The organism is Bradyrhizobium sp. UFLA05-108 (genome assembly GCF_059803455.1).
Genome location: NZ_JBANAZ010000112.1, coordinates 1 through 20789, shown reverse-complemented (window position 1 = coordinate 20789; position 20789 = coordinate 1). Strand labels below are relative to the sequence as shown.

General features: G+C 57.7%; 15 protein-coding genes and 4 pseudogenes. 11 read left to right on the top strand and 8 right to left on the bottom strand.

Going from position 1 to position 20789, the window contains the following annotated elements; all coding sequences use genetic code 11:
- Both SO140_RS43305 and SO140_RS43300 read left to right on the top strand, forming a co-directional pair.
- Positions 1 to 225: pseudogene (locus tag SO140_RS43305) on the top strand (glutamine--fructose-6-phosphate transaminase (isomerizing)); the annotation flags it as partial.
- A 149-nt stretch (positions 226 to 374) separates the two neighbouring features.
- Complete coding sequence (locus SO140_RS43300; protein WP_498544062.1) at positions 375 to 1694, top strand: glycoside hydrolase family 28 protein; 1320 nt, start codon at positions 375 to 377, stop codon at positions 1692 to 1694.
- A 255-nt stretch (positions 1695 to 1949) separates the two neighbouring features.
- Here SO140_RS43300 and SO140_RS43295 read toward each other — a convergent pair whose 3' ends face one another.
- Positions 1950 to 2936 carry a pectinesterase family protein gene (locus SO140_RS43295; RefSeq protein ID WP_498544061.1) on the bottom strand — a complete coding sequence of 329 codons (987 nt, stop codon included), beginning with the start codon at positions 2934 to 2936 and terminating at the stop codon, positions 1950 to 1952.
- 780 nt (positions 2937 to 3716) lie between these two features.
- On the opposite strand from SO140_RS43295, the gene SO140_RS43290 reads away from it, so the two are divergent.
- From SO140_RS43290 to SO140_RS43280, 3 genes and pseudogenes are all read left to right on the top strand, one after another.
- A complete protein-coding gene (locus SO140_RS43290; protein WP_498540526.1) occupies positions 3717 to 5030 on the top strand; it encodes an LLM class flavin-dependent oxidoreductase in 1314 nt (437 codons plus the stop codon).
- Positions 5031 to 5123: 93 nt separating this feature from the next.
- Positions 5124 to 5480 (top strand): 6-carboxytetrahydropterin synthase QueD, encoded by a 357-nt coding sequence (gene queD, locus SO140_RS43285; protein WP_458194752.1) that lies wholly within the window; start codon positions 5124 to 5126, stop codon positions 5478 to 5480.
- 265 nt (positions 5481 to 5745) lie between these two features.
- Positions 5746 to 6738, top strand: a pseudogene (locus tag SO140_RS43280) (IS5 family transposase); the annotation flags it as partial.
- Between the two features lie 331 nt (positions 6739 to 7069).
- On the opposite strand, the gene SO140_RS43275 reads toward SO140_RS43280, so the two are convergent.
- The 5 genes and pseudogenes from SO140_RS43275 to SO140_RS43255 form a co-directional block, all read right to left on the bottom strand.
- The gene (locus SO140_RS43275) at positions 7070 to 9043 is read right to left on the bottom strand and encodes an outer membrane beta-barrel protein (RefSeq protein WP_498544060.1); all 1974 of its coding nucleotides are present in this window, start codon (positions 9041 to 9043) and stop codon (positions 7070 to 7072) included.
- Positions 9044 to 9409: 366 nt separating this feature from the next.
- Complete coding sequence (locus SO140_RS43270; RefSeq protein ID WP_449384011.1) at positions 9410 to 9601, bottom strand: hypothetical protein; 192 nt, start codon at positions 9599 to 9601, stop codon at positions 9410 to 9412.
- A gap of 16 nt (positions 9602 to 9617) precedes the next feature.
- Positions 9618 to 9800: a pyridoxamine 5'-phosphate oxidase family protein gene (locus SO140_RS43265; RefSeq protein ID WP_449384010.1), complete on the bottom strand. Its 183-nt coding sequence runs from the start codon at positions 9798 to 9800 to the stop codon at positions 9618 to 9620.
- Between the two features lie 103 nt (positions 9801 to 9903).
- Positions 9904 to 10437: pseudogene (locus tag SO140_RS43260) on the bottom strand (integrase core domain-containing protein); the annotation flags it as partial.
- A 207-nt stretch (positions 10438 to 10644) separates the two neighbouring features.
- Entirely contained in the window at positions 10645 to 10827 is a 183-nt protein-coding gene (locus tag SO140_RS43255; protein ID WP_498540522.1) for a hypothetical protein, read from the bottom strand.
- 294 nt (positions 10828 to 11121) lie between these two features.
- Here SO140_RS43255 and SO140_RS43250 point away from each other — a divergent pair, with 294 nt between their 5' ends.
- Both SO140_RS43250 and SO140_RS43245 read left to right on the top strand, forming a co-directional pair.
- A complete protein-coding gene (locus SO140_RS43250; RefSeq protein WP_498544059.1) occupies positions 11122 to 12186 on the top strand; it encodes an IS630 family transposase in 1065 nt (354 codons plus the stop codon).
- Between the two features lie 361 nt (positions 12187 to 12547).
- Positions 12548 to 13831, top strand: a complete 1284-nt coding sequence (locus tag SO140_RS43245; protein ID WP_498540521.1) for a type III PLP-dependent enzyme domain-containing protein — start codon at positions 12548 to 12550, stop codon at positions 13829 to 13831.
- A 15-nt stretch (positions 13832 to 13846) separates the two neighbouring features.
- On the opposite strand, the pseudogene SO140_RS43240 reads toward SO140_RS43245, so the two are convergent.
- Positions 13847 to 14955: pseudogene (locus tag SO140_RS43240) on the bottom strand (IS630 family transposase).
- An 838-nt stretch (positions 14956 to 15793) separates the two neighbouring features.
- On the opposite strand from SO140_RS43240, the gene SO140_RS43235 reads away from it, so the two are divergent.
- The 3 genes from SO140_RS43235 (at position 15794) to SO140_RS43225 (ending at position 19524) form a co-directional block, all read left to right on the top strand.
- Positions 15794 to 16825 carry a LacI family DNA-binding transcriptional regulator gene (locus SO140_RS43235; RefSeq protein ID WP_449384007.1) on the top strand — a complete coding sequence of 344 codons (1032 nt, stop codon included), beginning with the start codon at positions 15794 to 15796 and terminating at the stop codon, positions 16823 to 16825.
- 1262 nt (positions 16826 to 18087) lie between these two features.
- Entirely contained in the window at positions 18088 to 18879 is a 792-nt protein-coding gene (locus tag SO140_RS43230) for an SDR family NAD(P)-dependent oxidoreductase (RefSeq protein ID WP_449384018.1), read from the top strand.
- Between the two features lie 450 nt (positions 18880 to 19329).
- Positions 19330 to 19524, top strand: a complete 195-nt coding sequence (locus tag SO140_RS43225) for a 4Fe-4S binding protein (RefSeq protein WP_449384006.1) — start codon at positions 19330 to 19332, stop codon at positions 19522 to 19524.
- A 286-nt stretch (positions 19525 to 19810) separates the two neighbouring features.
- Here the strand turns inward: SO140_RS43225 and SO140_RS43220 are convergent, their stop codons facing one another.
- Positions 19811 to 20257, bottom strand: coding sequence for a response regulator (locus tag SO140_RS43220; RefSeq protein ID WP_498544058.1), 447 nt, complete (start codon positions 20255 to 20257; stop codon positions 19811 to 19813).
- Between the two features lie 364 nt (positions 20258 to 20621).
- Here SO140_RS43220 and SO140_RS43215 point away from each other — a divergent pair.
- On the top strand, positions 20622 to 20789 hold a 168-nt coding region (locus SO140_RS43215; RefSeq protein ID WP_498544063.1), incomplete at its 3' end, for an AAA family ATPase.

The following is a 20789-nucleotide window of genomic DNA, read 5'->3' as shown; positions in this document are numbered from 1 at the left end:
GTCGCCGCCCGCGGCGGCAACATCATCCTGATGACGGACGCCAAGGGCGCGGCGGAGGCGACGGTCGATTCGCTCGTTACCATCGTCATGCCCGACATGGCGGCTGCCTTCACGCCGCTGGTATATGTCGTTCCCGTGCAGCTTTTGGCCTATCACACGGCGGTGGTGATGGGCACCGACGTCGACCAGCCGCGCAACCTCGCCAAGTCGGTAACTGTCGAATAAGCACGACGGCACCGATCGATCGCGTCTGGTCTTCGGACACGGCTGGAACATGCCTAAACCGTTCATGACTGACAGCTAGAGCCGGCGTGGCGTTCGGCTTTGAAGCAGATCAGTTGGCCTAGGTTGCGCAGCAAATTGAGAGATCGTTCATGTTAGTCCGTTTGCACTATTGGGCCATGCTGCTCATGCTTGCCACCATGGGTCCCGCCGCACAGGCCAAAGATCGCCGCATTGTCGCCGAGCCTGTTGCACCTAATCATGTCTGTGCTCGCCTAGTGCCGTCGAGTGAAAACGATACGGCCACGCTCCAAGACGCCATTGCTCGCTGTCCGTCTGGCTCGGCGGTTTATTTGGCAGGCGGGACCTTCCTGTCGGGCCCCCTCGAGATGAAATCTGGAGTGATCCTGTGGATCGAGCGCGATGCCGCGCTTGTCGCTATTGCTCAACCGAAGGCGTATGACAAAGGTTTTGGAAATTGCGGTCGCATCGAAGGGAAAGGCGACGGCTGCCGGCCGTTCATCAGCTTCTCCAAAACACGTGGGGGCGGCATCTATGGCGATGGCATCATCGACGGGCAGGGCGGCGCGCTCATGGCCGGCACAAGCGAGACTTGGTGGCAACTTGCCCGGCGCGCGCAAGCTGAGGGCGGCAACCAGAACGTCCCGCGCCTGATCCAGATCGACCATGCTCAGGACATAACCTTTCACGGTATCACGCTGCGCAATTCTGCTAATTTCCACGTGGCGATGAACCGGGTCGATGGTGCCACTTTTTGGGGCGTCACAATCGATACACCGGCCGACGCCCGTAACACAGACGGGATCGATCCTGGCGCCAGCCAGGACGTGACCATCATTCACTGTCAGATCCGCACTGGGGACGACAACGTGGCTATCAAAGCCGGCAACAACGGTCCCGCCCGCCATATTTCCATTGTCGACAATTACTTCGGCTGGGGACACGGCATGTCGATCGGGAGTGAAGTGAGCTCAGGTGTCAGCGACATACTGGTGCACGGCCTCACTCTGGATGGCACGACGTCTGGCTTGCGCATTAAGAGCGATGTCAGCCGAGGCGGCCTGGTGGAGAGGGTGACCTATGAGAATGTGTGCCTGCGCGGCAATCGATGGCCTATCTATTTCGATACACGTTATGATATCCAGGCGCACGGCAACGAAATTCCGGTCTACCGCCAGATCGCGTTGCGCCACGTGCGCGGCGGTGACGGTGCGCTTGTGATGCACGGGCTCGACCGAGGCCATGCTCTTGAGATTGCGCTGGACGATGTGCGATTTGCCAATAGCGCGGTCTGGCAGGTTGAAAATGTAGATGCAGCGGTTTCCGGGGTGTGGCCGCCATTGCGCGGTGCGGCGAGTCCGCCATCGTCTACTGCATGGGAAGGCTGCGCAAAGGCATTCAGCCAACCACCAAGCAAAACCAGGAACAGGAACAGCCTTGCGCCTCGATAGTACTCATTGCTGCGTTGAAGAATCCGCGCTTGACCGAAGCAGAATAGCAGGCACACTAAATGTGGCCGGCTTATGTAGGTGCCATCCACCTAGCGGGACATGATTGGCTGCCCGAGAAGCTGACGAAGTGGTAAAGCGGCTCGTAAACGACGATGGGTCTGCAGCACAGGTGTGCGCGGCAGATCAAGAATTGGACATTGATAAGTCAGCAGAACGGCGCGGCGGTAGACTGTGTGCAAAAGCGTCCCATAGTTCCTATCTCGACGATAAGTTCGGCAGCCAGGTCCTATCATCACCAAAGAACGCTTTGAGCGACCATTGCTTGGCTTCGCTGGCTGAGAGCTGATGGGAGTAAGATTCCCGTCCTTTGGGATTGGCACCGATACCGGTAGATCGGTATTCGGCATAGTAGGCTGTCTTCAGTCTATCGGTTTTGCCGCGATCCCACTCGCTCCAGCCTTCTGCGATAACCGGTGCGTTCATCTCCGTGGATAAGAAGATCACCGTAGCGTAAGAACGCCAAGGACGTCCGAGGGCGATGCCACGTGCGGCGGGATCAGCGGTGAGGATGCAATGGTCGAACACGTAGGCGCTGTCTTCGTCCGGCGAGTCCTTGCTTTGCGCGGTATAGACCACAGCCTGATTGGCGATGCCGTGCAGTTGACAACGATGGAAATAGGCTTTGGCATTGCCAAATATATAGTCGACATGTCCCTCGATGTAACAGTCCGAAAAGTATTGCCGGGTTGTTCGGCCGTTCGGCCCCTTGTTGGCAAATAGCGTATCCTGTGCGCCGAGTAGCCAGACTCGGGTGATAACGTCCTTATCTCCTGTGATAGACAGTGCCACCGCCTGCGAAGCAGGATTGGCCGGATTCAAGGAATAGTCGTTTTGAATCGTCAGATTGTCGAGCCGGAAGTCATCGCCGGATGCGTCCACAGTGGCGGAATGAACGGTTCCGCCCACCTTGATCGCGCCGTCGCCGTAAACAATCACCGTGTCCCCTGGCTTCTTGCCAGTGCCTCTGATGTGAACGCCGGATTTGCCAACCTTGACCTTCTCGCGATAGATCCCCGGCGCGATCAAAATGTCACCGCCTCGCGCGGGCAGCGCGTCCACGGCTTCCTGAACTGAACGATAGGCCATGTGTCCGGATTGCGAGACCAAAACTTGTTCAGCATATGCTTCCGAGAGCTGGAAGCACATGGCCAGAACGGAAGAGGAAATCAGAAAAAGTCTCATTATGGTCCCACTCTTTGTCGCGCTAGCCCTACGCGGTGTCGTGCTTAAAACTCACCTGACGCGATGCTGGCTTAAAGCTTTTGAGCCGCTGCATCCCACGTGTTTTTTTTGAGGCGCGTTTCCTGCCGTCCCACATCTAGATGGCGGTGTGTGCAATGTCAGTGGTGAATGATGATCGTGCCGTTTCTGCGTCGGCCCAAGGGTGAACGCTCAAAATTGTCGGAATGCGGTGCTTGGACTTGTCGTGTTTGGCTGTGGCTTGCGTAAAAATGCCCATGTCTGAAACACGACAATAGGGTCGAACTCTTCCACCGGCGGGTTGCAATCCCTTGCTTTTCCCCTCCTTCAATCGTGGCCTATAGGCCAACTTGTGGCATGCCGATTGCTCGGCAGACAGCAACAGTGTCATCACGACAATGATCATGTTGTAGTCGCGCGAGGAGTTCAGATGAAACCTGCCAGTTGGTCCGAATCAATGTCGCGGACGCTCTGGTAGAGCAGAATCTCTATCGGCTCCGTTCTTGGGCGCCGTTCTTTACCCAACTTCGGATTTCTGGAGTAGCCCCAGTATAGCCCGCCTCGTGAAGACGTGGCCTCTGAGCGGTTGCGTATTCGTTGGTTGGGACCGCGAGCATTCTAGCAGGTCGGTCGAACCGCGAGTAAGTGAGGGCCCTTCCAGGCGCTCGAGACGAAGCGAAAGTGCGGATTGCAGGGCGCGCCCTTGGTCGGGGATCGATGGTGCGATGATGCGAACCGTGTCCGCGAAACAGAGGAGAGCAGATGAAGTTTGGAGTGTTCTATGAGCACCAATTGCCGCAACCCTGGGACAGTGGTGGCGAGCAAAAATTGTTCGGCAACGCGCTGGAGCAGATCGAGCTCGCCGATCAGCTCGGATTTGATTATATGTGGCAGGTCGAGCATCACTTCCTGGAGGAATACTCTCACTCGTCCGCACCCGAAGTGTTTCTGGGTGCGGTTTCACAACGCACAAAGAATATCCGTATTGGCCACGGCATTTGTCTTGCCTCGCCGCGCTACAACCACCCGGCGCGGGTGGCCGAGCGCCTCGCGACGCTTGATCTGATCTCGGGAGGACGTGTCGAGTGGGGGACTGGAGAATCAGCGTCTCTCATTGAGATGCAGGGGTTTGGGATAGAGCCCGAGCAGAAGACTGCCATGTGGCGGGAAGGGGTCGAACAAACCGCCAATATGATGGCCATGCGGCCATATCCGGGATACGAGGGGCGATTCTTCAAAATGCCGCCCCGCAACATCGTGCCAAAGCCGGTTCAGAAACCGCATCCACCGCTCTGGATGGCGTGTTCGAGGCGCGACAGCATTCTACGCGCCGCGCGTCATGGGGTAGGGGCGCTGGTCTTTGGCTTTGTCGAAGCATCTCAAGCGAAAATCTGGCGCGACGAATACTATGAGATCATTAAGTCTGACGAATGCGTGCCCATTGGTCATTCGGTGAACGCCAATATTGCAACGCTCAACGGCATGATGGTTCATGACAGTGCCGAAGAAGCAATGCGCCGCGGAATCGACGGCTTCAAGTTTTTCGGATATTCGATCGCACATTACGCGATATATGGCGTCCATCGTCCTGGACGTACGAATCTGTGGCGGCGCTTCCAAGCCATCAAGGACGACGTGAAGGAGACACCAGGTTCGGGAGCCATCGGTCGGCCTCAGAGCGTTCGTGACCACCTCATGGGGTATGCAGATGTCGGTATCGACCAGATGATCTTCATCCAGCAATGCGGAATGAACAAGCACGAACATATCTGCGAGGCGCTCGAGCTGTTTGCCAAGGAGGTCATGCCCGCACTGAAAGAACGAGAAGACGAGCGCGTCCGACGTAAAGAAGAGGAACTCGCACCTTACGTAGAGGCGGCGCTGGCCCGCAAGCCCATGATGCCAGAGTTGCGGGAGACGGATATTCCGAACATCGAGGCGATGGGCATCGTACTCGAGCGTCGCACTGGTAGGGACTATGCTTCGGCGGGTGGCACCTTCGCGGATCCGACCCGTGGAGGCGCGATTCCTATGGTTTCGCGGGAAACCTATGCCAAGGCAGCCAAGGTCGATTGAAGTCGAAGCTGACCGCGGAACTTGCTCAAGGTCTTTGTTATGCTGCCGCTCGGCCGCGGCTGAGCCCCAAGCCTGAAAGCAACTGCGCGACCGATGAAAATATCACAAGCGTTCAATTTTGAGGCGGCTCATCGTCTGCCCAACGTGCCGGCCACACACAAGTGCAGCCGCCTGCACGGGCATTCCTATCGGGTCGAGCTGCAGCTCGATGGACCAGTAAATCCCGTTACCGGGTTCGTCGTGGACTTTTTTGACCTGGAGGCATCCTTCGTCGAAATCATGAATGCACTCGATCATCGATGCCTGAATGAAGTTGAGGGATTGGAGAATCCTACGGCAGAAAACATTGCCGTTTGGATTTGGGAAAGATTGCATCGCAAATTCCAGCAGATGTCGTGCGTCCGGGTCTATGAAACATCTGATGCTTGGGCCGAGTATGACGGACGATGACAAGAAAGTCCGCCTGTTTGCTCGAACTTGTTCTGGTCACTTGGGGCGTTCCCGACGCTAGGAAATGCAATAATGCTCACGAAGTGGAAGTCACGGCTGGGACAGTTCGAGTAAGACTGACTTACGGCACGGCCGTGAATGCGCCAATCGCTCCCAGCCTGTCAGTTGCCCGTGAACGAGCCTCTAAGCGATTGAGCTAGAGTCTGTTTTTGGGATTTTGTGGCGTTGGAGATTGCAGGGATTTGAAGCTTGAGCACGCCAAACAAAGCTGGAGCTGCTGCTGGCCGAGAGCCTGCGGGTGGCGCACGAGGCCGGCGCGTTGCGCAGCCAGGACCTCAAGCGGGTCACGGTCGACACCACGGTACAACCGAAGGCCATCACCTTTCCGACCGATGCCAAACTCTTGCATGCAGCCATCAGGGGGCTGAACCGTCTGGCGAGACAGCACGGCGTCAGGCTGCGGCAATCCTATTGTCGCGTGGCCGAGGCAGCCGCGATGATGGCGGGTCGTTACGCTCATGCCAAACAAATCGGGCGGCATCAGCGGCAGTTGCGTATCCTGCGCAGCCGGCTGGGTCGGATCATTCGCGACATCCGTCGCAAAATCGAGGGCCAGCCAGCACTGGAGAAGGCGTTCGCCCTGTCGCTTGGCCGGGCCACGCAGATCCGCTCGCAGCAGCAGCGCCAGCGCGGCTGGAAGCTCTATTTCTTCCATGCCCCGGAGGTGGAGTGCATCGGCAAAGGCAAGGCTGCTGCGCCTTACGAATTCGGCGTGAAGGCTTCCATCGTCACCAACAACCGCCGAGCTCCCGGTGGGCTGTTCGTGCTGAACGCCAGGTCGCTGCCCGACAACCCTTACGACGGTCACACCTTGCGCAACGTCATCGACCGCACCGAGACACTCACTGGCTGTCCGATCGAGCGGGCCTATGTCGACAAGGGGTACCGCGGTCACGACGCGCAAAATCCCCGTCGCGTCTTCATCTCTGGCCAGAAGCGCGGCGTCTTCGGCATCATCAAGCGCGAGCTGCGCCGCCGTTCCGCCATCGATCCCATCATCGGACACATGAAAGCAGAAGGTCATCTCGGCCGCTGCTACCTCAAAGGCCGCGCCGGCGACGCCGCCAACGTCATTCTCTCAGCCGTCGGCCACAACTTGCGCCGCATCCTCGCCTGGTTCAGGGAATTGTTGCGCCTGTTCCTGGGATTGCCATGGCGAACGCTCGCTTGCCAGGCCCAGCTCAATCCGGCTTGTTAACGGCCGACTAGCAAGAAAGGAATCTAGAGCGCAGGTGTGGCTACTGGGTAGCTATGCCGTACAAATAGGACGAAACCGTCTCTTTGCAGCGAGGTCGACGAGCAACAACTCACGAGCCTGCGCTGTGATGCAGCACAGGTCCATGCCAAGGCCATGCGTTCTCGGATCAAGGCCGTGGTTTCAGCTAGTTTGCGTCGTATGGGTGGAATCAGCTTGTGGCTCGGATGAGTCCTTACATGCCGATTTAATCGGCGCCAAACGGGCGCCGAGGTCGGTGTCACTACCAAGCTTCAGGATGGCGTCGAACTGGCCTGGAGCTTGGCTGATCTTTTCAATCGAACCGATAGGACGCCTGAAAGAACGTACCCCAGCGCTCCATGCTGAACTTCGAAAACTGAGTTGGACTAATGATTCCCGGGCCACTACAGCCTGTGCATGTCCATGGGCTGTCCGTTTTGGTCCACATTGCCCAATAGCGCCCGCCGACGCCAACGCTGAAGTGTTTGGTGATGAAGTAGGACAACACGCCTTCAATCTGGACGCCGCCGCCACCATTTCCGCGTTGTTCAACGATGGTAGTTGCTGGGCGCAACAGATGATGGTCACGCCCGTTGAAATCGGTCCAGGGCAGGTAAGCGACGTCCGTGCTCAAACGCCAACGCTCGGTGAGCATGGTTTCGGCGCTGAGGCCGAGCCGAGGTGCATTCCACTGAGTATTCTGGCTGCCAATGACCCTATCGTCGCCGGGAGGCAAGCATGTAGTCAACGGATTGGCGATCTGTAGACACCCTCTCGAGTCGGAACTCTGTTCATAGTAGGTCCAGCCGATAAATCCGCCGACCTTGTAGTTGGCGCCGCGCAGGAAATCGTAACCAGCGTCGGCCGTGTAATAGGTGAACCTCCCGTTTGCCTGGCCGGACATATTGTTGATGTAGGAAAGCGGCTTCGCCCCCTCCGAAATGCCCCAATCTTCATTGTTTATGTTTCCTTTGTTGAAGCGTCCAGTGCCAACGTTACTCTTCAGGAACACTCCCCACGGGCTATCAACACGGCCAAATGCTTCCCCGGAAAGCCCGTCGAGGCCGTGGTAGGTGAGCCTTGATACAAGAATGTTGGGGTCTTCAAGCCTACCATAGGGCACTGCGCTGTTGTTAAATTGGAATCGTCCCCGGCTGAGCCAGAGCCGCGATCCGCCTTCGAACGACCAACCGGCGGCGTAAGCAATCGGCGGCGTGCCGGCAGGTGCTTTCGCGTACAGCGGTGCATCGGACCACTGCGTCCACGGGTCGGAGCCAAAATGGTAGTTCAGTCCGATTTTTCCGATGTGATAGTTGCTGGACAGGGACATTGTGTTCGCTGGAAGAATTGCGAATGGCGGATTTTGCACCGTCGGAGGAGTCGCGACACTTGGCCCACCGAAATGCAGATAGTCATACTCGACTTTGACCGACCATGCAGGCGTAAGCGCTTGCTCAACGCCTAGCCCGATGGTGCCACCGACCCGACCATAGTCGAAATGGGTTTTCTCCTGTGGCCCCCCGTCTTCAAAATTGTTGACGACGTCGCCGCGATTGTTTTGCCAAGCCACGCCTCCCTTGAGGTAGGCCAGCGTGTGGCCCAGCGCGCCAAACGCATAACCGATGCGACCGGTCCCGGTTGCAAAGACGTTGGGACCTGCCTGGCAGTTTGCGCTCACGATAAAGCCGGAGGCGGCGAGGCAGGTATTTGTACCGTCGGAGACGGCACCGCTGGCATCGAGTTCGACGCCAAACACCCAGCCGTTATTCTGCCAGTTATAACCGATCTGGCCGCCTGCCAAGAACGCTGGGGTATCGACGACGTCACCATAGATTGACGGACCGTACGAATTGCTGAAGGAGGTTCGGCCGTAGCCGCCGCCGACGTGCCCGCCAATATAGCCTCCCGACCAACTCCACACAGCAATGGGCAGTTTCACTTCTGGCGCAAGGTCTGCTGCATTCGCTGCACCGCTTGCAACGAGCGCAATTGCACCGGCTAACAAAAGAAGAACTCTAGATCGCATCCAACACTTCCCTGCATTTTCTCGGTCCACGACCGAGCGCCTTAAGTTATCGCCGCAGCAAAGCGTCGGGGCGGGCCAGACGCTAACGGCGGCGCGCGCCGAGTCCGTCCCGAAGATCATCGCACTGCGGTTGGTGATGATGTCGTGAACAAAGCAAACCGCGTGCCGAAGTGAATTCGGCAGGCTCTGCAGGCACTTCGTAGCGATGTGTAGCGTCAAGTTGCCGACATTGGTCTCAATACCGACAGTCGGCGCGGCCAACGCCCGACGGTGGCCTGCTCGCGCGCTGAATGTGCAGGGCGGGCCTTGTGCAGCATGTCATGCTTCCGTGCGGTGCGCGCTGTGACGCGTGCAGTCTCCGGCGGGCGTGGTTTCAACAGGAGCCCTCTGTGCGCGTCCTCAAGGTCTGCGCGGTGTCGTCGTTGATTTAAACTATCACCGGGGCTCAACTGATAACTGATAGGGCGCGTCTGCTCGGGTACGCGGGACCCTTCAGCGTATTTCGGGACCGGGTTTTTGGGCTTTGGTTCCTCGCCCCAAAGCACGGGGCATCAAGCGCCACGAACTGGCGTCAGCACGTGAAAAGTTCCGTATGGCAAAATCCCTTGGAATAGTCGAGCAGTGAAATCACATGGGTGCTAGCCGGAAGATGCGAACATCTGTGGGCGTCGGTAGCGGACCAAAGTTCTGTTCAGGATACCTTTGAAACAGCAGGCGCAGCGCTTTCTCGCCCTCGACCGGATCGTTCACGACTTCGGCCCTCGCGGCCATTGACAGACCTGTAATTTCCATCACTTGCGGCGTGTCGTCGTCAATCACGAGGGAAACGCGGTTGTCATGGGCCAGATTGGATGCCTTTTTGGCCGTCTTTCCCGCACAGGAAATAGATCGCCAAGTCGTCGTTGGCGTAGCCCACCGTAGTCACTTGCGGCAAGCCATCCGGACGCAGTGTCGCAATTCGCATCGTACGGTGGTGATCGAGTAACGCCCGAATCTGCGGCTTGGATGTGTCGTCCATCGTGAAACTCCTGCTCGCCTGCAGCATCAAAAACAATAGCAAAGGCCAGGAGGCGGCGTTGGAGACAGATCAATTAATCAAATCGAGGCTGCTGGCTAGCAATCTAGGTGTTTAGTCTCGGCATTTGCTGGAGGGGATTGAGTTTGACTCGTTCTGGCTGGGAAGTCGTTTGCAGATGTATTCATAAGGCGTGAGTCACTTCAGGGTCTTCAGCCGCCGAGCGTAGTTGTAGGCGTTGATGAAGTCGGCAAGGTGAGCTTCGAGCTGATCGTGTCGATCGTAATGGTAGCATTGGACTGTCGCTTCCTTGATCGTGCGGTTCATGCGCTCGACCTCGCCGTTGGTGCAGGGATGCTTGATCTTGGCCAGCCTATGTTCGGTGCCATTCTCTTGGCAGCGCAGACCGAACATCCGTGTCACGTATCTTGCCGTCGGGCCATCCGCGTAGCGTGGCGGGAAAGTGAACTGGATTCCGTTGTCGGTCAGAACCGTGGGGATCTTGTATGGAACAGCCAGCTTCGAGGAAGGCCGAGGCCGAGCTCCTTCCCGTCTTTCTGACCAGTTGCACGAAGGCGAACTTGCTGGTGCGGTGGATCGCGACATAGAGGTAGAGCTTGCCTTCAGCGGTCTGGAGTTGGCGCTGGGCTTCTTGGCGACCGCCTTCTTAGCGGGAGTCTTCTTTCGCGGTTTTCTCCTTGGTAGCCATTTCAACTTCTCCTGTTTTGCGGCGACCGGAATGGTCGCGCCGTACTGCCCCGAGCCCAGAGACCGTTTCGGGTGCCGGGCGTGTGGGCAGCCAGGAGGCTGCGGCTTCGGTTATCGCGCGAGCTTCACCGCTCTTGGCCTAGGTGTTCAGGGCCTTTATCCAAGTGTCGTATTGGACCTGCGTGACCTTGCCGGAACGCAACGCCTTGTCGGCGCGATCCATCAGACGTTCGATGATGCGCCCCGGCCGGTCTTCGGTCGGCTTGTCGATATCGCAAGCCAGAAAAATCGCCAGGTGCATGCCGTAAGGCGAGTCGAGCATTCGATTTCTCTTTCGTGGTTCGCGCCTGGCGTTGATTGCCGCGCCGTTTCGTTGCCCCGTACATCGCTCCGCCGCGCCACGACATCCAGTCGAACCGCAGCCATGCCATTGCGGAGATGCAGCGGAAGCAGCAATGGCAGCGTTTTCCGGCTACCGACGGAAGCAGCGTCCTTGCCTGGAAGTGCCCAGGGATAGGCTCGGCCGGTCAGGCTTTGCCCAGGCCATGGCGGCCCGCGTGGCGCGCGGCGCTAGTACCCACTTTCCCGAGGAAGTGAGTCATGATTCAACATCGGGATGATACCCGAAGCAAGAGACGTCCACCTTTCGAAGAGAGATCGCAAGGTGCTTGAGGAACGTTGCCGCTCACCGCTGACGTTGCAGCGAGATTTGAAGCGGGCGCGGATCGTTCTTTTGGCGGCGGCCGGTCGCAGCACCCGATCGATCGCCAAAGAGGTTGGGGTCCAGCCGCGGATTGTCAGCCTTTGGCGGCATCGCTATGCCGATCATGGGCTTGAAGGCCTGCAAAGCAAGCCCCTGCCGGGCAAGCATCCGATCTATACGAAGGCGACCGACAAACGGATTTTGAAGTTGCTCGATAAGTCGCCTCCGGCCGGGTATGCGCGCTGGACAGGGCCCCTGCTGGCCGGAGAACTTGGCGATGTCGACGTACAATATGTCTGGCGGTTCCTGCGCAATAACAAGATCGATCTCGCCGCCCGCAAGTCTTGGTGCGAGAGCAACGACCCGCAGTTCACGGCCAAGGCGGCCGACGTAGTCGGCCTCTATGTGGCCCCACCAAAAAAGGCTATCGTCCTATGCGTGGACGAAAAGCCCTCGATCCAGGCCCTGGAACGAGCGCAGGGCTATCTGAAACTGCCGAACGGAAGAGCCCTGACCGGGCAAAGCCACGACTACAAGCGGCACGGCACGACTACGCTATTTGCAGCGCTGGAAGTCGCCACCGGGAGGATCCTTGCGACGCATTCGAAACGACGTCGTCGGGTCGAATTTCTCGACTTCATGGATCACGTGACAGCAGCGTTTCCGGACCGACAGCTTCACGTCATTCTCGACAATCTCAGCACCCACAAGAAGAACGAGGAATGGCTCAAGGCGCATCCCAAGGTGACATTTCATTTCACGCCTACGAGCGCGTCCTGGCTCAATCAGGTCGAGGTGTGGTTTTCGATCTTACAAGGGCAGTCGTTGAGCGGCGCTTCTTTCACAAGCCTCAAGCAGCTCGAGCAGCACATCGATGCCTATATCAAAGCGTACAATGACAAAGCTGAGCACTTCGTCTGGACCAAGAAAAAGGTCCGCCAACGTCCCTTCAAGAGCAGACGTATCACTCAGCTATGATTCCGGGTACTAGGGACGGCCCAATCCCGGCAAGGCGGAAAGAACGCGCGTATGGCCAAGCGTGCGGCTCGGCAGAGTCGCGGAACTATCGGTTTCGAAGCGATAGACGAACATTCCCCATCCGGAAGGTCCGGTTCCCAACTGGTCGCGCTCCGCGTGACGCGGCACAGAAAGTGATGTAGTTCGGAAAAGCATCAGCGCCGCGAACGCTGAGCTCGAGCCACCCCATTGAAGTCTGCGGGGGAATATCTTTTCTGGCCCGGGTGGCCTTACCGTAAATCCTAAAGAAATCCATTTCCGCCCGCCCCTCAATCTTTGTCTGGCTTTTCAAGGCCGTGTACAAAAGTTGTAAGCGCGCGCCGTGGCGCATGGCGAACTGCTTCAAAGCGTAATCGGGCGGTTCAATGCGCGAGGAGCGCTGGCATGGTCATTGCTCTCGCAGCAGGCAACAAAGGCGCTGGCTACTCCCCGTCTGGCGCGAGAGGAATGGTGCAATATGAGCTTGGTAAGGTCACTGGAAACGGCGGAAGTTGATGCCTTCTATACGCTCAATGAGGGGCGTCTTGCATCCGTCACGCGCGAATTCACGCAGCATTTCTCAGGACGCGTGCTGTATGCGGTGAAGGCGAATCCGTTGCCCAAAATTCTGCACGCGATCTCTCGCGCCGGAGTGGCCGGATTCGACGTGGCGTCGCTGGCCGAAGCCCACCTTGTTAATTCGACTATTCCCCGCGCCCGTTCATGGTTCATGAATCCCGTGAAATCTCGTCGCGATATCGAACGGACGTTCCGGGATCTGGGGGTTCGCGACTATGTCATCGATTGCGAAGCCGAGCTGCGGAAGCTCCTCGAGGTCCTGCCGTCGCATGATCCGGAAATACGAATCTACGTCCGGTTCAAGTGTAGCGGGACGTGCGCCATGTTAGACTTAAACGACAAGTTTGGTGTCTCGCCGGCCGAAGCAGGCCGTCTGCTGGGTCTCGTCAACGCGCAATCGCGCTGGACCACGGGCTTGTCCTTTCACCCAGGTTCCCAAACGATCGTTGTCGATCCCTATCTGCATGGCATTCGGGCGGCCGTCGACATTATAGAAGCTGTTTCTCCGGCTCCCACAGCGCTCGATATTGGTGGCGGCTTTCCCGGCCATTATCTGAACGTCCCCTATCACTCTCCCTTGAGCATGCTCTCCGACATCACGAAACTTGTGCGCGGAACGGATGCACTAAAGCGTGTTGAACTCTTGTGCGAGCCCGGACGAGCACTGGTTCATGATAGCATTTCTTTGTTTTGCCGCGTGATCTTAAGAAAAGGCGGGGCGCTCTACTGCGGCGCGGGCATCTACAGCGGGCTCTCACCTGCCCGACAATATTTTCTGCTCCCCGCCCGCGCTTGGCGTGGGGGACAGCCAATCCAGACTGAGGAGTGGCAGGACTTCATCATCTTTGGCCCAACTTGCGACGGCATGGACAGGCTTGGATTCTCGTATTCACTGCCACGCGATTTGAGCGAAGGCGATTGGATTGAATTCCAGAATGTGGGCGCCTACACGAAAATGACGCGATTCAACGGATTTTCGGTCGATAAGATCGTGGCTGTAGGACAGGATGAACTTACCATGTTGCCTGTTCATGAACATACTAGCTAGTCTAGTCACGTGAATCTAAAGTTCGCCACATAAAGTCTGCTGGGCTTTGTGGCAGAAGCGTTTGACGGAAGCCAAGATCTGGTCTGCGGACTTGGTCCATTTGAAGGGCTTTGGGTTTCTGTTGTGCAGGTCAATGAAGGTGCGGATGTCGGCCTCGAGCTGCCTGACGGACGTGTGAACACCTCGCTGGATCTGCTTTCTGGTGAGTTCAGCGAACCAGCGCTCGACCTGATTGATCCATGACGCGGAAGTCGGCGTGAAGTGGACTTGATAATGCGGCCGTCGGGCGAGCCACGCCTTGATCTTGGGTGTCTTGTGGGTGGCGTAGTTACCCATGACGATATGGACATCGAGCCCTTCAGGAACTTGAGCATCGATCTCTTTTAGAAACTTCAAGAACTCAACCGCCCGGTGGCGTTTGTAGTATTTGCCGATGACGAACCCCGAGGCGACGTCGAGCGCCGCAAACAGCGAGGTCGTGCCATGCCGCACATAGCTGTGCGTGCGACGCTCCGGCACGCCAGGCATCATCGGCAAGACCGGCTGCTCGCGATCAAGCGCCTGAATCTGGCTTTTCTCATCGATGCTGAGGACAAGGGCTCGGTTCGGCGTGGACAGGTAAAGGCCGACGATATCGCGCACCTTCTCGACGAAAAGCGGATCGCTCGACAGCTTGAATGTTGGCTACGGTGCGGCTGCAACCCGAACGCCGCCCACATTCGGCGGATCGTGGCGTGGGAAAAACCGGTTTCCGCAGCCATCGAGCGGATCGACCAGTGCGTCGCGTCGGCTGGCGTCGTCCGCAACGTTCGTTCGATCACCGCGGCAACCTGATCGTCGTTGATGGTGCGAGGGCGGCCAGGGCGGGCCTCGTCGAGCAGGCCATCGCAGCGATCCCTCAAAAATCGGCGGCGCCATTTGCCAACGGTGTGCTCATGGAGCCCGAGTTCGGTAGCCACGGACTTGCTTGGCAGGCCATCCGCACACCGCAGTATCGCGCGACACCGCTCAGATAGCGAGCGGGTAACACGATGACGACGAACTTGCCTCTCCAAGTACGTCCGCTCCTGCTGACTCAGCACCAACGGCGCAGTCGGCCGTCCTCTCACACCTGCATTCGCCACAAGCGCTCTCCTTCAGAGCCCCCAGCGATCTTTTATGCGACGAACTTGTATTCCAGATGACTAGATATCGACAGTGCATTTCTGGCAGCGCTTCCTTAGGCGGCCCCAGTGAGCCAAAGCTCAGCTCTTGCAGAATTCTCACGCAGCGGCCGACGGTGCTTGAATCGCACGTAACGTCAGATTGTAGACTATATCGTAGGTCCTCCCGACCTGACCAAAGGTGGCCGCAATATATGGCGTTCTCACAGTGCATGTGGAGAGAGGAAAGCGCTCCACTCCTCTTCATTTTGTTTTCCATCTTCTTTGCCAGCTTCGGATGCGCCTATGCCGCCCTAGAATTACGTTTTCGGCGTCGTGACCGCTACCTACCTTGCGTGCTTGATGTGACCACAAATGTGAATTCACCGGAATCCGGCGACCGGATACCAACGGCTGATAAGCCGAAGGATGGGTAACGGAAGGGGCGTTCGACAGCTCGCTCGTCGTAGATCGGATGTGTACATCGAATCCGCAGCAGGCTCGTGGGAGCAGTAAGTCCCGCGCTTACGCGTTGATGAGCGCTCGTACTCGGGCACGCCGAACCATGTCAGTCACCCTCGCTTCCACCTTTGTAAGCGATCGTAGCGCAAGTCCACTTGCCAAGTTCGTGACCGTCGCGCCGCCGTTGCTCGCAAGGACTATCAACCAGGCCTGCTCGACGCGTGTTGCTCGGTACGCAAATGCGGAGGCAGTCTCTACATCACTTCGCACATCGCGAAGACGCCTCCGAGGAGAGACGCTTGCGCGGAATGGGTCACCCGCTGACGACGGCCACTGATGACGCATCCAGGAGATAGCGATGAAACGGCCAACGATCGCCGACTTGGCGCAGGGAGCCGGCGTGAGTGTGTCGACGGTAAATCGGCTCCTGCATGGTGGCGCCACGGTGCGCTCCGAAACCGCCGAGCGTATCGCGGAAACAGCAGAGAAAATTGGCTTTTACGGCTTGGGCACGCTGCGCAAGCGCATGAAGCCTCACCGGAGGCTTGGCTTTCTCATGCAACAGTCGCACCGGCCGCTCTACCAGGTGTGGGCCGCGGGAATCGTCGCCGCCGCATCTCGGCGCACCGATACCGTTATCAAGGCGAACGTGCTCTTCGAGGACGACCTGGCCCCGGAAGCCGTCGCTACCAATCTCCTGAGCCTTGGGAAACAAAGCGACGCCGTCGCTATCATCACCGCCGACCATCCGCTGGTCAGTCAGGCGATCGACGAATTGCGGGCCATAGGCGTTCCGGTCGTCGCCTACGTTACTGACCTCTCTGCCGCGAGCCGGGCAGGCTTTGTGGGGACTGACAACTGGATGGCCGGTCGGACAGCAGCTTGGTTCATCAAGCAGACGGTCCGCGAGTTAGGCAAGGTAGTTCCCCTGATCGGCGGAAACCGCTATCAGTGCGAGGAGATTTCAGCCGCAAGTTTCCGCTCCTACATGCGCGAGCATGCCCCGGACTTTGACGTAAGCGACACACTACTGATTCAGGAAGAGCACGGGAACGACCATGGAGTCGTCCGCAAACTGATTGCCAAAAATCCGGATCTCAGAGGCATCTTCGTCAATGACGGAGGTATTTCGGGCGTCTTACGCGCGCTGCGCGAGCTGCCTGTCGAACGACGGCGGAAAATCCGCATCGTCTGCAGGGATGTAGGACCTGAAACACGCAAAGGAATGAACGAAGGACTTATTACCGCATCCATATGCCATCCCCTGGACAAGATGCCCCAGGAGCTGATTGATGTGATGTTGCGCTTGGTCGAGTGTCGAGACACAGCGTCAATCGAGCAGCGGATCGTGCCGTTCGAGATCCTCACCCCAGAGAGCCTATGGGCTTAAGGAAGAAGGAATCCATCGCCCCGTTGCTCTCGTGGAAATTCATGAATGATCTGGGGACTGCTCGATCGTGTACATCGACGCGGTCAATTGCCTCGCCCGCCATCACCGGTCCGCCGAGGAAATCGGCGAAGACTAAAGCGGGCTGTCGGACGACGACAATGAAGTGAACTGAGGATAGCCGTCTCGGTCTTGGTCGAAGACGATGTTGTCATGGTGTTCACAGCCTTCTGGATCGGGGCCCTAATCACGCTCCTACGGATATCCGATGAAAATCCAGCTCAAGCGATGGCCGTCGGAATAATTCTATCAAGCTGCGATCTACGTCAGATGCGCACTGGGCGATTCTGCGTCGTACGAAGAAAGCGCCATGTCGAACTGAATTGGCGGCTTCCAAGCGAGCTTCGGGTGATCTTAGGAGACTGCGCTGAGTTGCAGGGGATTTATCGCCGCTAAAGAGGCCACGGGAGTTTTGCTTGCAACGCTGGAATCGTCCAGTGACTTCGCTTGCGTATGATAGTCCATCAGAACGCGCATGCGCGACAATCGAATGGAGTTCTGGTTTACCGGGGGCTGTGTATCTAAGGCGTGGGAGAGGATGGCGGCCCTCCTGGCCGCTCTCTCGCGTCGGTATAACTAGCCGGTTCGTATTGGCGTGCAAACGCGGAATCAGAGATCATACAAATTCACGCTACGTGCGATTCAAGCTCGTTCGAGCCGCTTGCGTAAATTATGTTGTGGCGCTGTAGCGCCGCTCCCAATGGCCTCAGTTTCGCCACGCTACTCGCGTCAGTCAGAGCAGCATCATCACGGATGTACTGATGGTGCAGAGGCGGGACCCGGCGCATTTTACGGATGGCGAAAGTGCGCCGGGCGCCTCGGTTGGCTTCGCGAGCTGCGATGCGTGAAGGCCCCTTCGCAAAGTATCGTTGTTATAGGACGGTTGGTGCGCCTTGACGCGCCTCTCAAGCAGCACAGCGACTATGTAAGGACCTCCAGAGAGAACACAGCTCGTGAGGTCCGCTGCCAAGCGCGCCGTTTTCAGCACAGGATGTGGATTGAAGGACGATAAGCTCTTGCTTCAATCTGGTGATGATGTCGCAAAAGCCGACATCCGGAGAATCTTATCGTGCATCTACCTGCACTGGCCTAATTGTTGCAAACTTTCTTGCATCGGTGACGACGTTGCGTATCTCACCAAGTCTCGAGGAGCTCGCTTGCCCCTTCATGGATTAGATGGAGACGGTGTTGTTAATCGAACCCCTGTGCCGGATCTCGCGCTCTGTCCGTTTCACGACGATAGGTCGCGTGCACGAGGTGGCGAGGGGAAGACGCTTGTACTAACCGGCGCCTCGCGCGGCATTGGTCATGCGACGGGTAGATTGTTCTCGGAAGCCGGATGGCGAGTCATCTCCTGTTCTAGGCAGCCTTTTGATCGCAGTCGATGTCCCTGGGAGTCGGGCATCAATAACCACGTCCAGGTGGAATTGAGCGATCATCGGGCATTGCCCGGCGCGATCACCGAAATCAAGCAGAGGCTCAACGGAGAACCGATCCACGCGCTGGTCAATAATGCCGGCATCTCCCCAAAGGCGCCCGACGGCAGTCGATTGAACTCCCTAACAACATCCATCGAAACCTGGATGAGCGTGTTTCACGTCAACCTGGTCGCGCCTATTCTACTTGCTCAAGGCCTGTTCGAAGAATTGAAAGTGGCATCCGGATCGATCGTCAATGTCACGTCAATTGTCGGCAGTCGCGTGCATCCGTTCGCCGGTACTGCCTATGCGACCTCCAAGGCAGCGCTCGCCTGCCTCACGCGCGAGATGGCGCATGACTACGCTCCATTTGGAATTCGGGTCAATGCGATTGCGCCGGGCGAGATCAAGACCGATATCCTGTCGCCGGAAACCGAGGCAAAGTTGGCGCCGATTATACCGCTGCACCGTGTCGGCACGCCGGACGAGGTTGCCAAGGTTATTTTCTTCCTCTGCTCGAGCGCGGCGAGCTACGTCACTGGTGCGGAAGTGCCGATCAATGGCGGACAGCACGTGTGATATTGCGGCGCGGATGACGTCGATAAGTCGCGTGAGATTAATTGGAGATATCCGCTAGAAACTGGACGAAGGCGACGAAGCCGTTGTCGGTAAGTCGACAGCGTGGGTATGACTGTCTACATAACCCACAGTGGTGCGGAGTCCGAAATGGGGGCCAAGGTCGTCGCGCTTGCGCGGGTCCACGCCAGGTCGGGCGTACCCGAAGACCCGCGCGGGTTCGAGAGGCCACGCCAATTCGTCGTGGCATCGCGCAGATCGGGTGCGGGCTCAAGACCTTCGCTCTTGAGGTCAGACATTTCCGGTGGGGTCACCACGGGTGTGACGTGCTGTATGGCTCACGACGACCGTCGCAGCCACATGTGATATCGGGATTTCAAGTGTCTGGAATGTGGCACGCGGCTTGAAAGGGGATATCCAACGGCATCATTTATCTCCTAGGAGTCGCAATCCATGGCTTACAAGATCGTCGCCTCGCAATGCTCGGTTTGCGGTGCATGTGAGTTCGAGTGTCCGAACGGCGCGATCAGCCTAAAGCGCGACATTTATGTGATCGATCCGAAAAAGTGCACAGAGTGCGAGGGACATTGCGATACGCCGCAATGTGCGGTCGTCTGTCCAATCGAGGACACATGCGTCCCCGCCTGAAGATGTCCAAGAAGATGTCGCCGCCGACGGGCTCAGTCGAAGGATTGTCGGCGCATGCGCGCTGGCTGGCGGCTTGACGCCCGTTGTCGCTGGCTGGTGATGATTGAGCCCACCCAGGGGCGCGTCGATTATCCTAAGGGCGAATTTCAGCTCGCTGTCCGTATCCAGGACTGCCAGCCGGAGCTGAAAAAGGCGTGCGCGATTGTTCCGGCCGATCTTGCAAGCCATCCCCGAGCATCCCGAGAGGGGCGCAGGTCGAAACAATTTTGGCCGATCGAAGGTTGGGCTAGAAGCTCCTATCGAACGCGATGCGAATGAGACGGGATGGCTTATCAGGAGCGACCGATGCACCGAGAGCTATGCTGACGGCACTGCAGACGGAATCGTAGGAGATTGGCTTGCGGATGACGCCGTGTGCGCCCCGTTCAAGCCCGGCCCGTACCACAGGATCGGAATTCCGTTCCGCGATGAGCAGGATCTTAGCATGCGCAAAGACGTTGCCAAGTTCTGCCAGGACCGCGTCGCCTCGCTCCCGCAGGATAGCAATACCCAGCAACATCGCGTCGGGAGCTGTTATGGGACAGGTCATGGCCTCTTTCACAGAGGAAAAAGCATGTGTCTGATAGCGTTCGCGCAGAATGTAGTCGAGCGCGGAACGTACCACCTGTTCGCGCTCGATCAGGAAGACGGTCGGACGGTCTCGGCTCGCATCAACCTCGGTCGCGAAGTGCATGATACCCTCGGTGTATTGATGTGATACACATCGAGCAAGCTCCGTATCTTGACGTGCCGAAAAGGAAAACTACCGATTTCGTTAGTCGGACAAAGCGAGCATTGCTTTGTTTCTGACAGGCGTGTGTGACCGCTCAGTCAAACTTGCCGATGTCAGACTTACAACAATGCCCATCTCCACCACTATTATCTATCTCTACTGACACCATTTTTCGCCTCTAGCCGGCGCTGGCACGCAGGTTGCAAAAGTCGTTACGCAAGGGCTGGGCTATCGCCTTTTCACCGAGCTGCCAATGCGGCGCGCTAGGCGATAGGATCAGAGAGAGCGCAGTCCGCAGATCATTAACCGGTTGACGGAGAGCAACATGTCTTCACTGAGACAAATCGCGTTTTACGGCAAGGGTGGTATCGGCAAGTCGACGACGTCGCAGAATACGCTCGCAGCCCTGGCCGAGTTGGGTCACAAGATCCTGATCGTCGGCTGCGACCCGAAGGCGGACTCGACCCGTCTGATCCTGCACGCCAAGGCGCAG

Excerpts from the sequence above, each read along its gene's own strand:
- SO140_RS43250 (WP_498544059.1), top strand. The coding sequence starts at position 11,122 with ATGATACCCGAAGCAAGAGACGTCCACCTTTCGAAGAGAGATCGCAAG.
- SO140_RS43220 (WP_498544058.1), bottom strand. The coding sequence starts at position 20,257 with ATGCACTTCGCGACCGAGGTTGATGCGAGCCGAGACCGTCCGACCGTC.
- SO140_RS43290 (WP_498540526.1), top strand. The coding sequence starts at position 3,717 with ATGAAGTTTGGAGTGTTCTATGAGCACCAATTGCCGCAACCCTGGGAC.
- SO140_RS43235 (WP_449384007.1), top strand. The coding sequence starts at position 15,794 with ATGAAACGGCCAACGATCGCCGACTTGGCGCAGGGAGCCGGCGTGAGT.
- SO140_RS43265 (WP_449384010.1), bottom strand. The coding sequence starts at position 9,800 with ATGGACGACACATCCAAGCCGCAGATTCGGGCGTTACTCGATCACCAC.
- SO140_RS43255 (WP_498540522.1), bottom strand. The coding sequence starts at position 10,827 with ATGCTCGACTCGCCTTACGGCATGCACCTGGCGATTTTTCTGGCTTGC.
- SO140_RS43225 (WP_449384006.1), top strand. The coding sequence starts at position 19,330 with ATGGCTTACAAGATCGTCGCCTCGCAATGCTCGGTTTGCGGTGCATGT.
- SO140_RS43295 (WP_498544061.1), bottom strand. The coding sequence starts at position 2,936 with ATGAGACTTTTTCTGATTTCCTCTTCCGTTCTGGCCATGTGCTTCCAG.
- queD (WP_458194752.1), top strand. The coding sequence starts at position 5,124 with ATGAAAATATCACAAGCGTTCAATTTTGAGGCGGCTCATCGTCTGCCC.
- SO140_RS43300 (WP_498544062.1), top strand. The coding sequence starts at position 375 with ATGTTAGTCCGTTTGCACTATTGGGCCATGCTGCTCATGCTTGCCACC.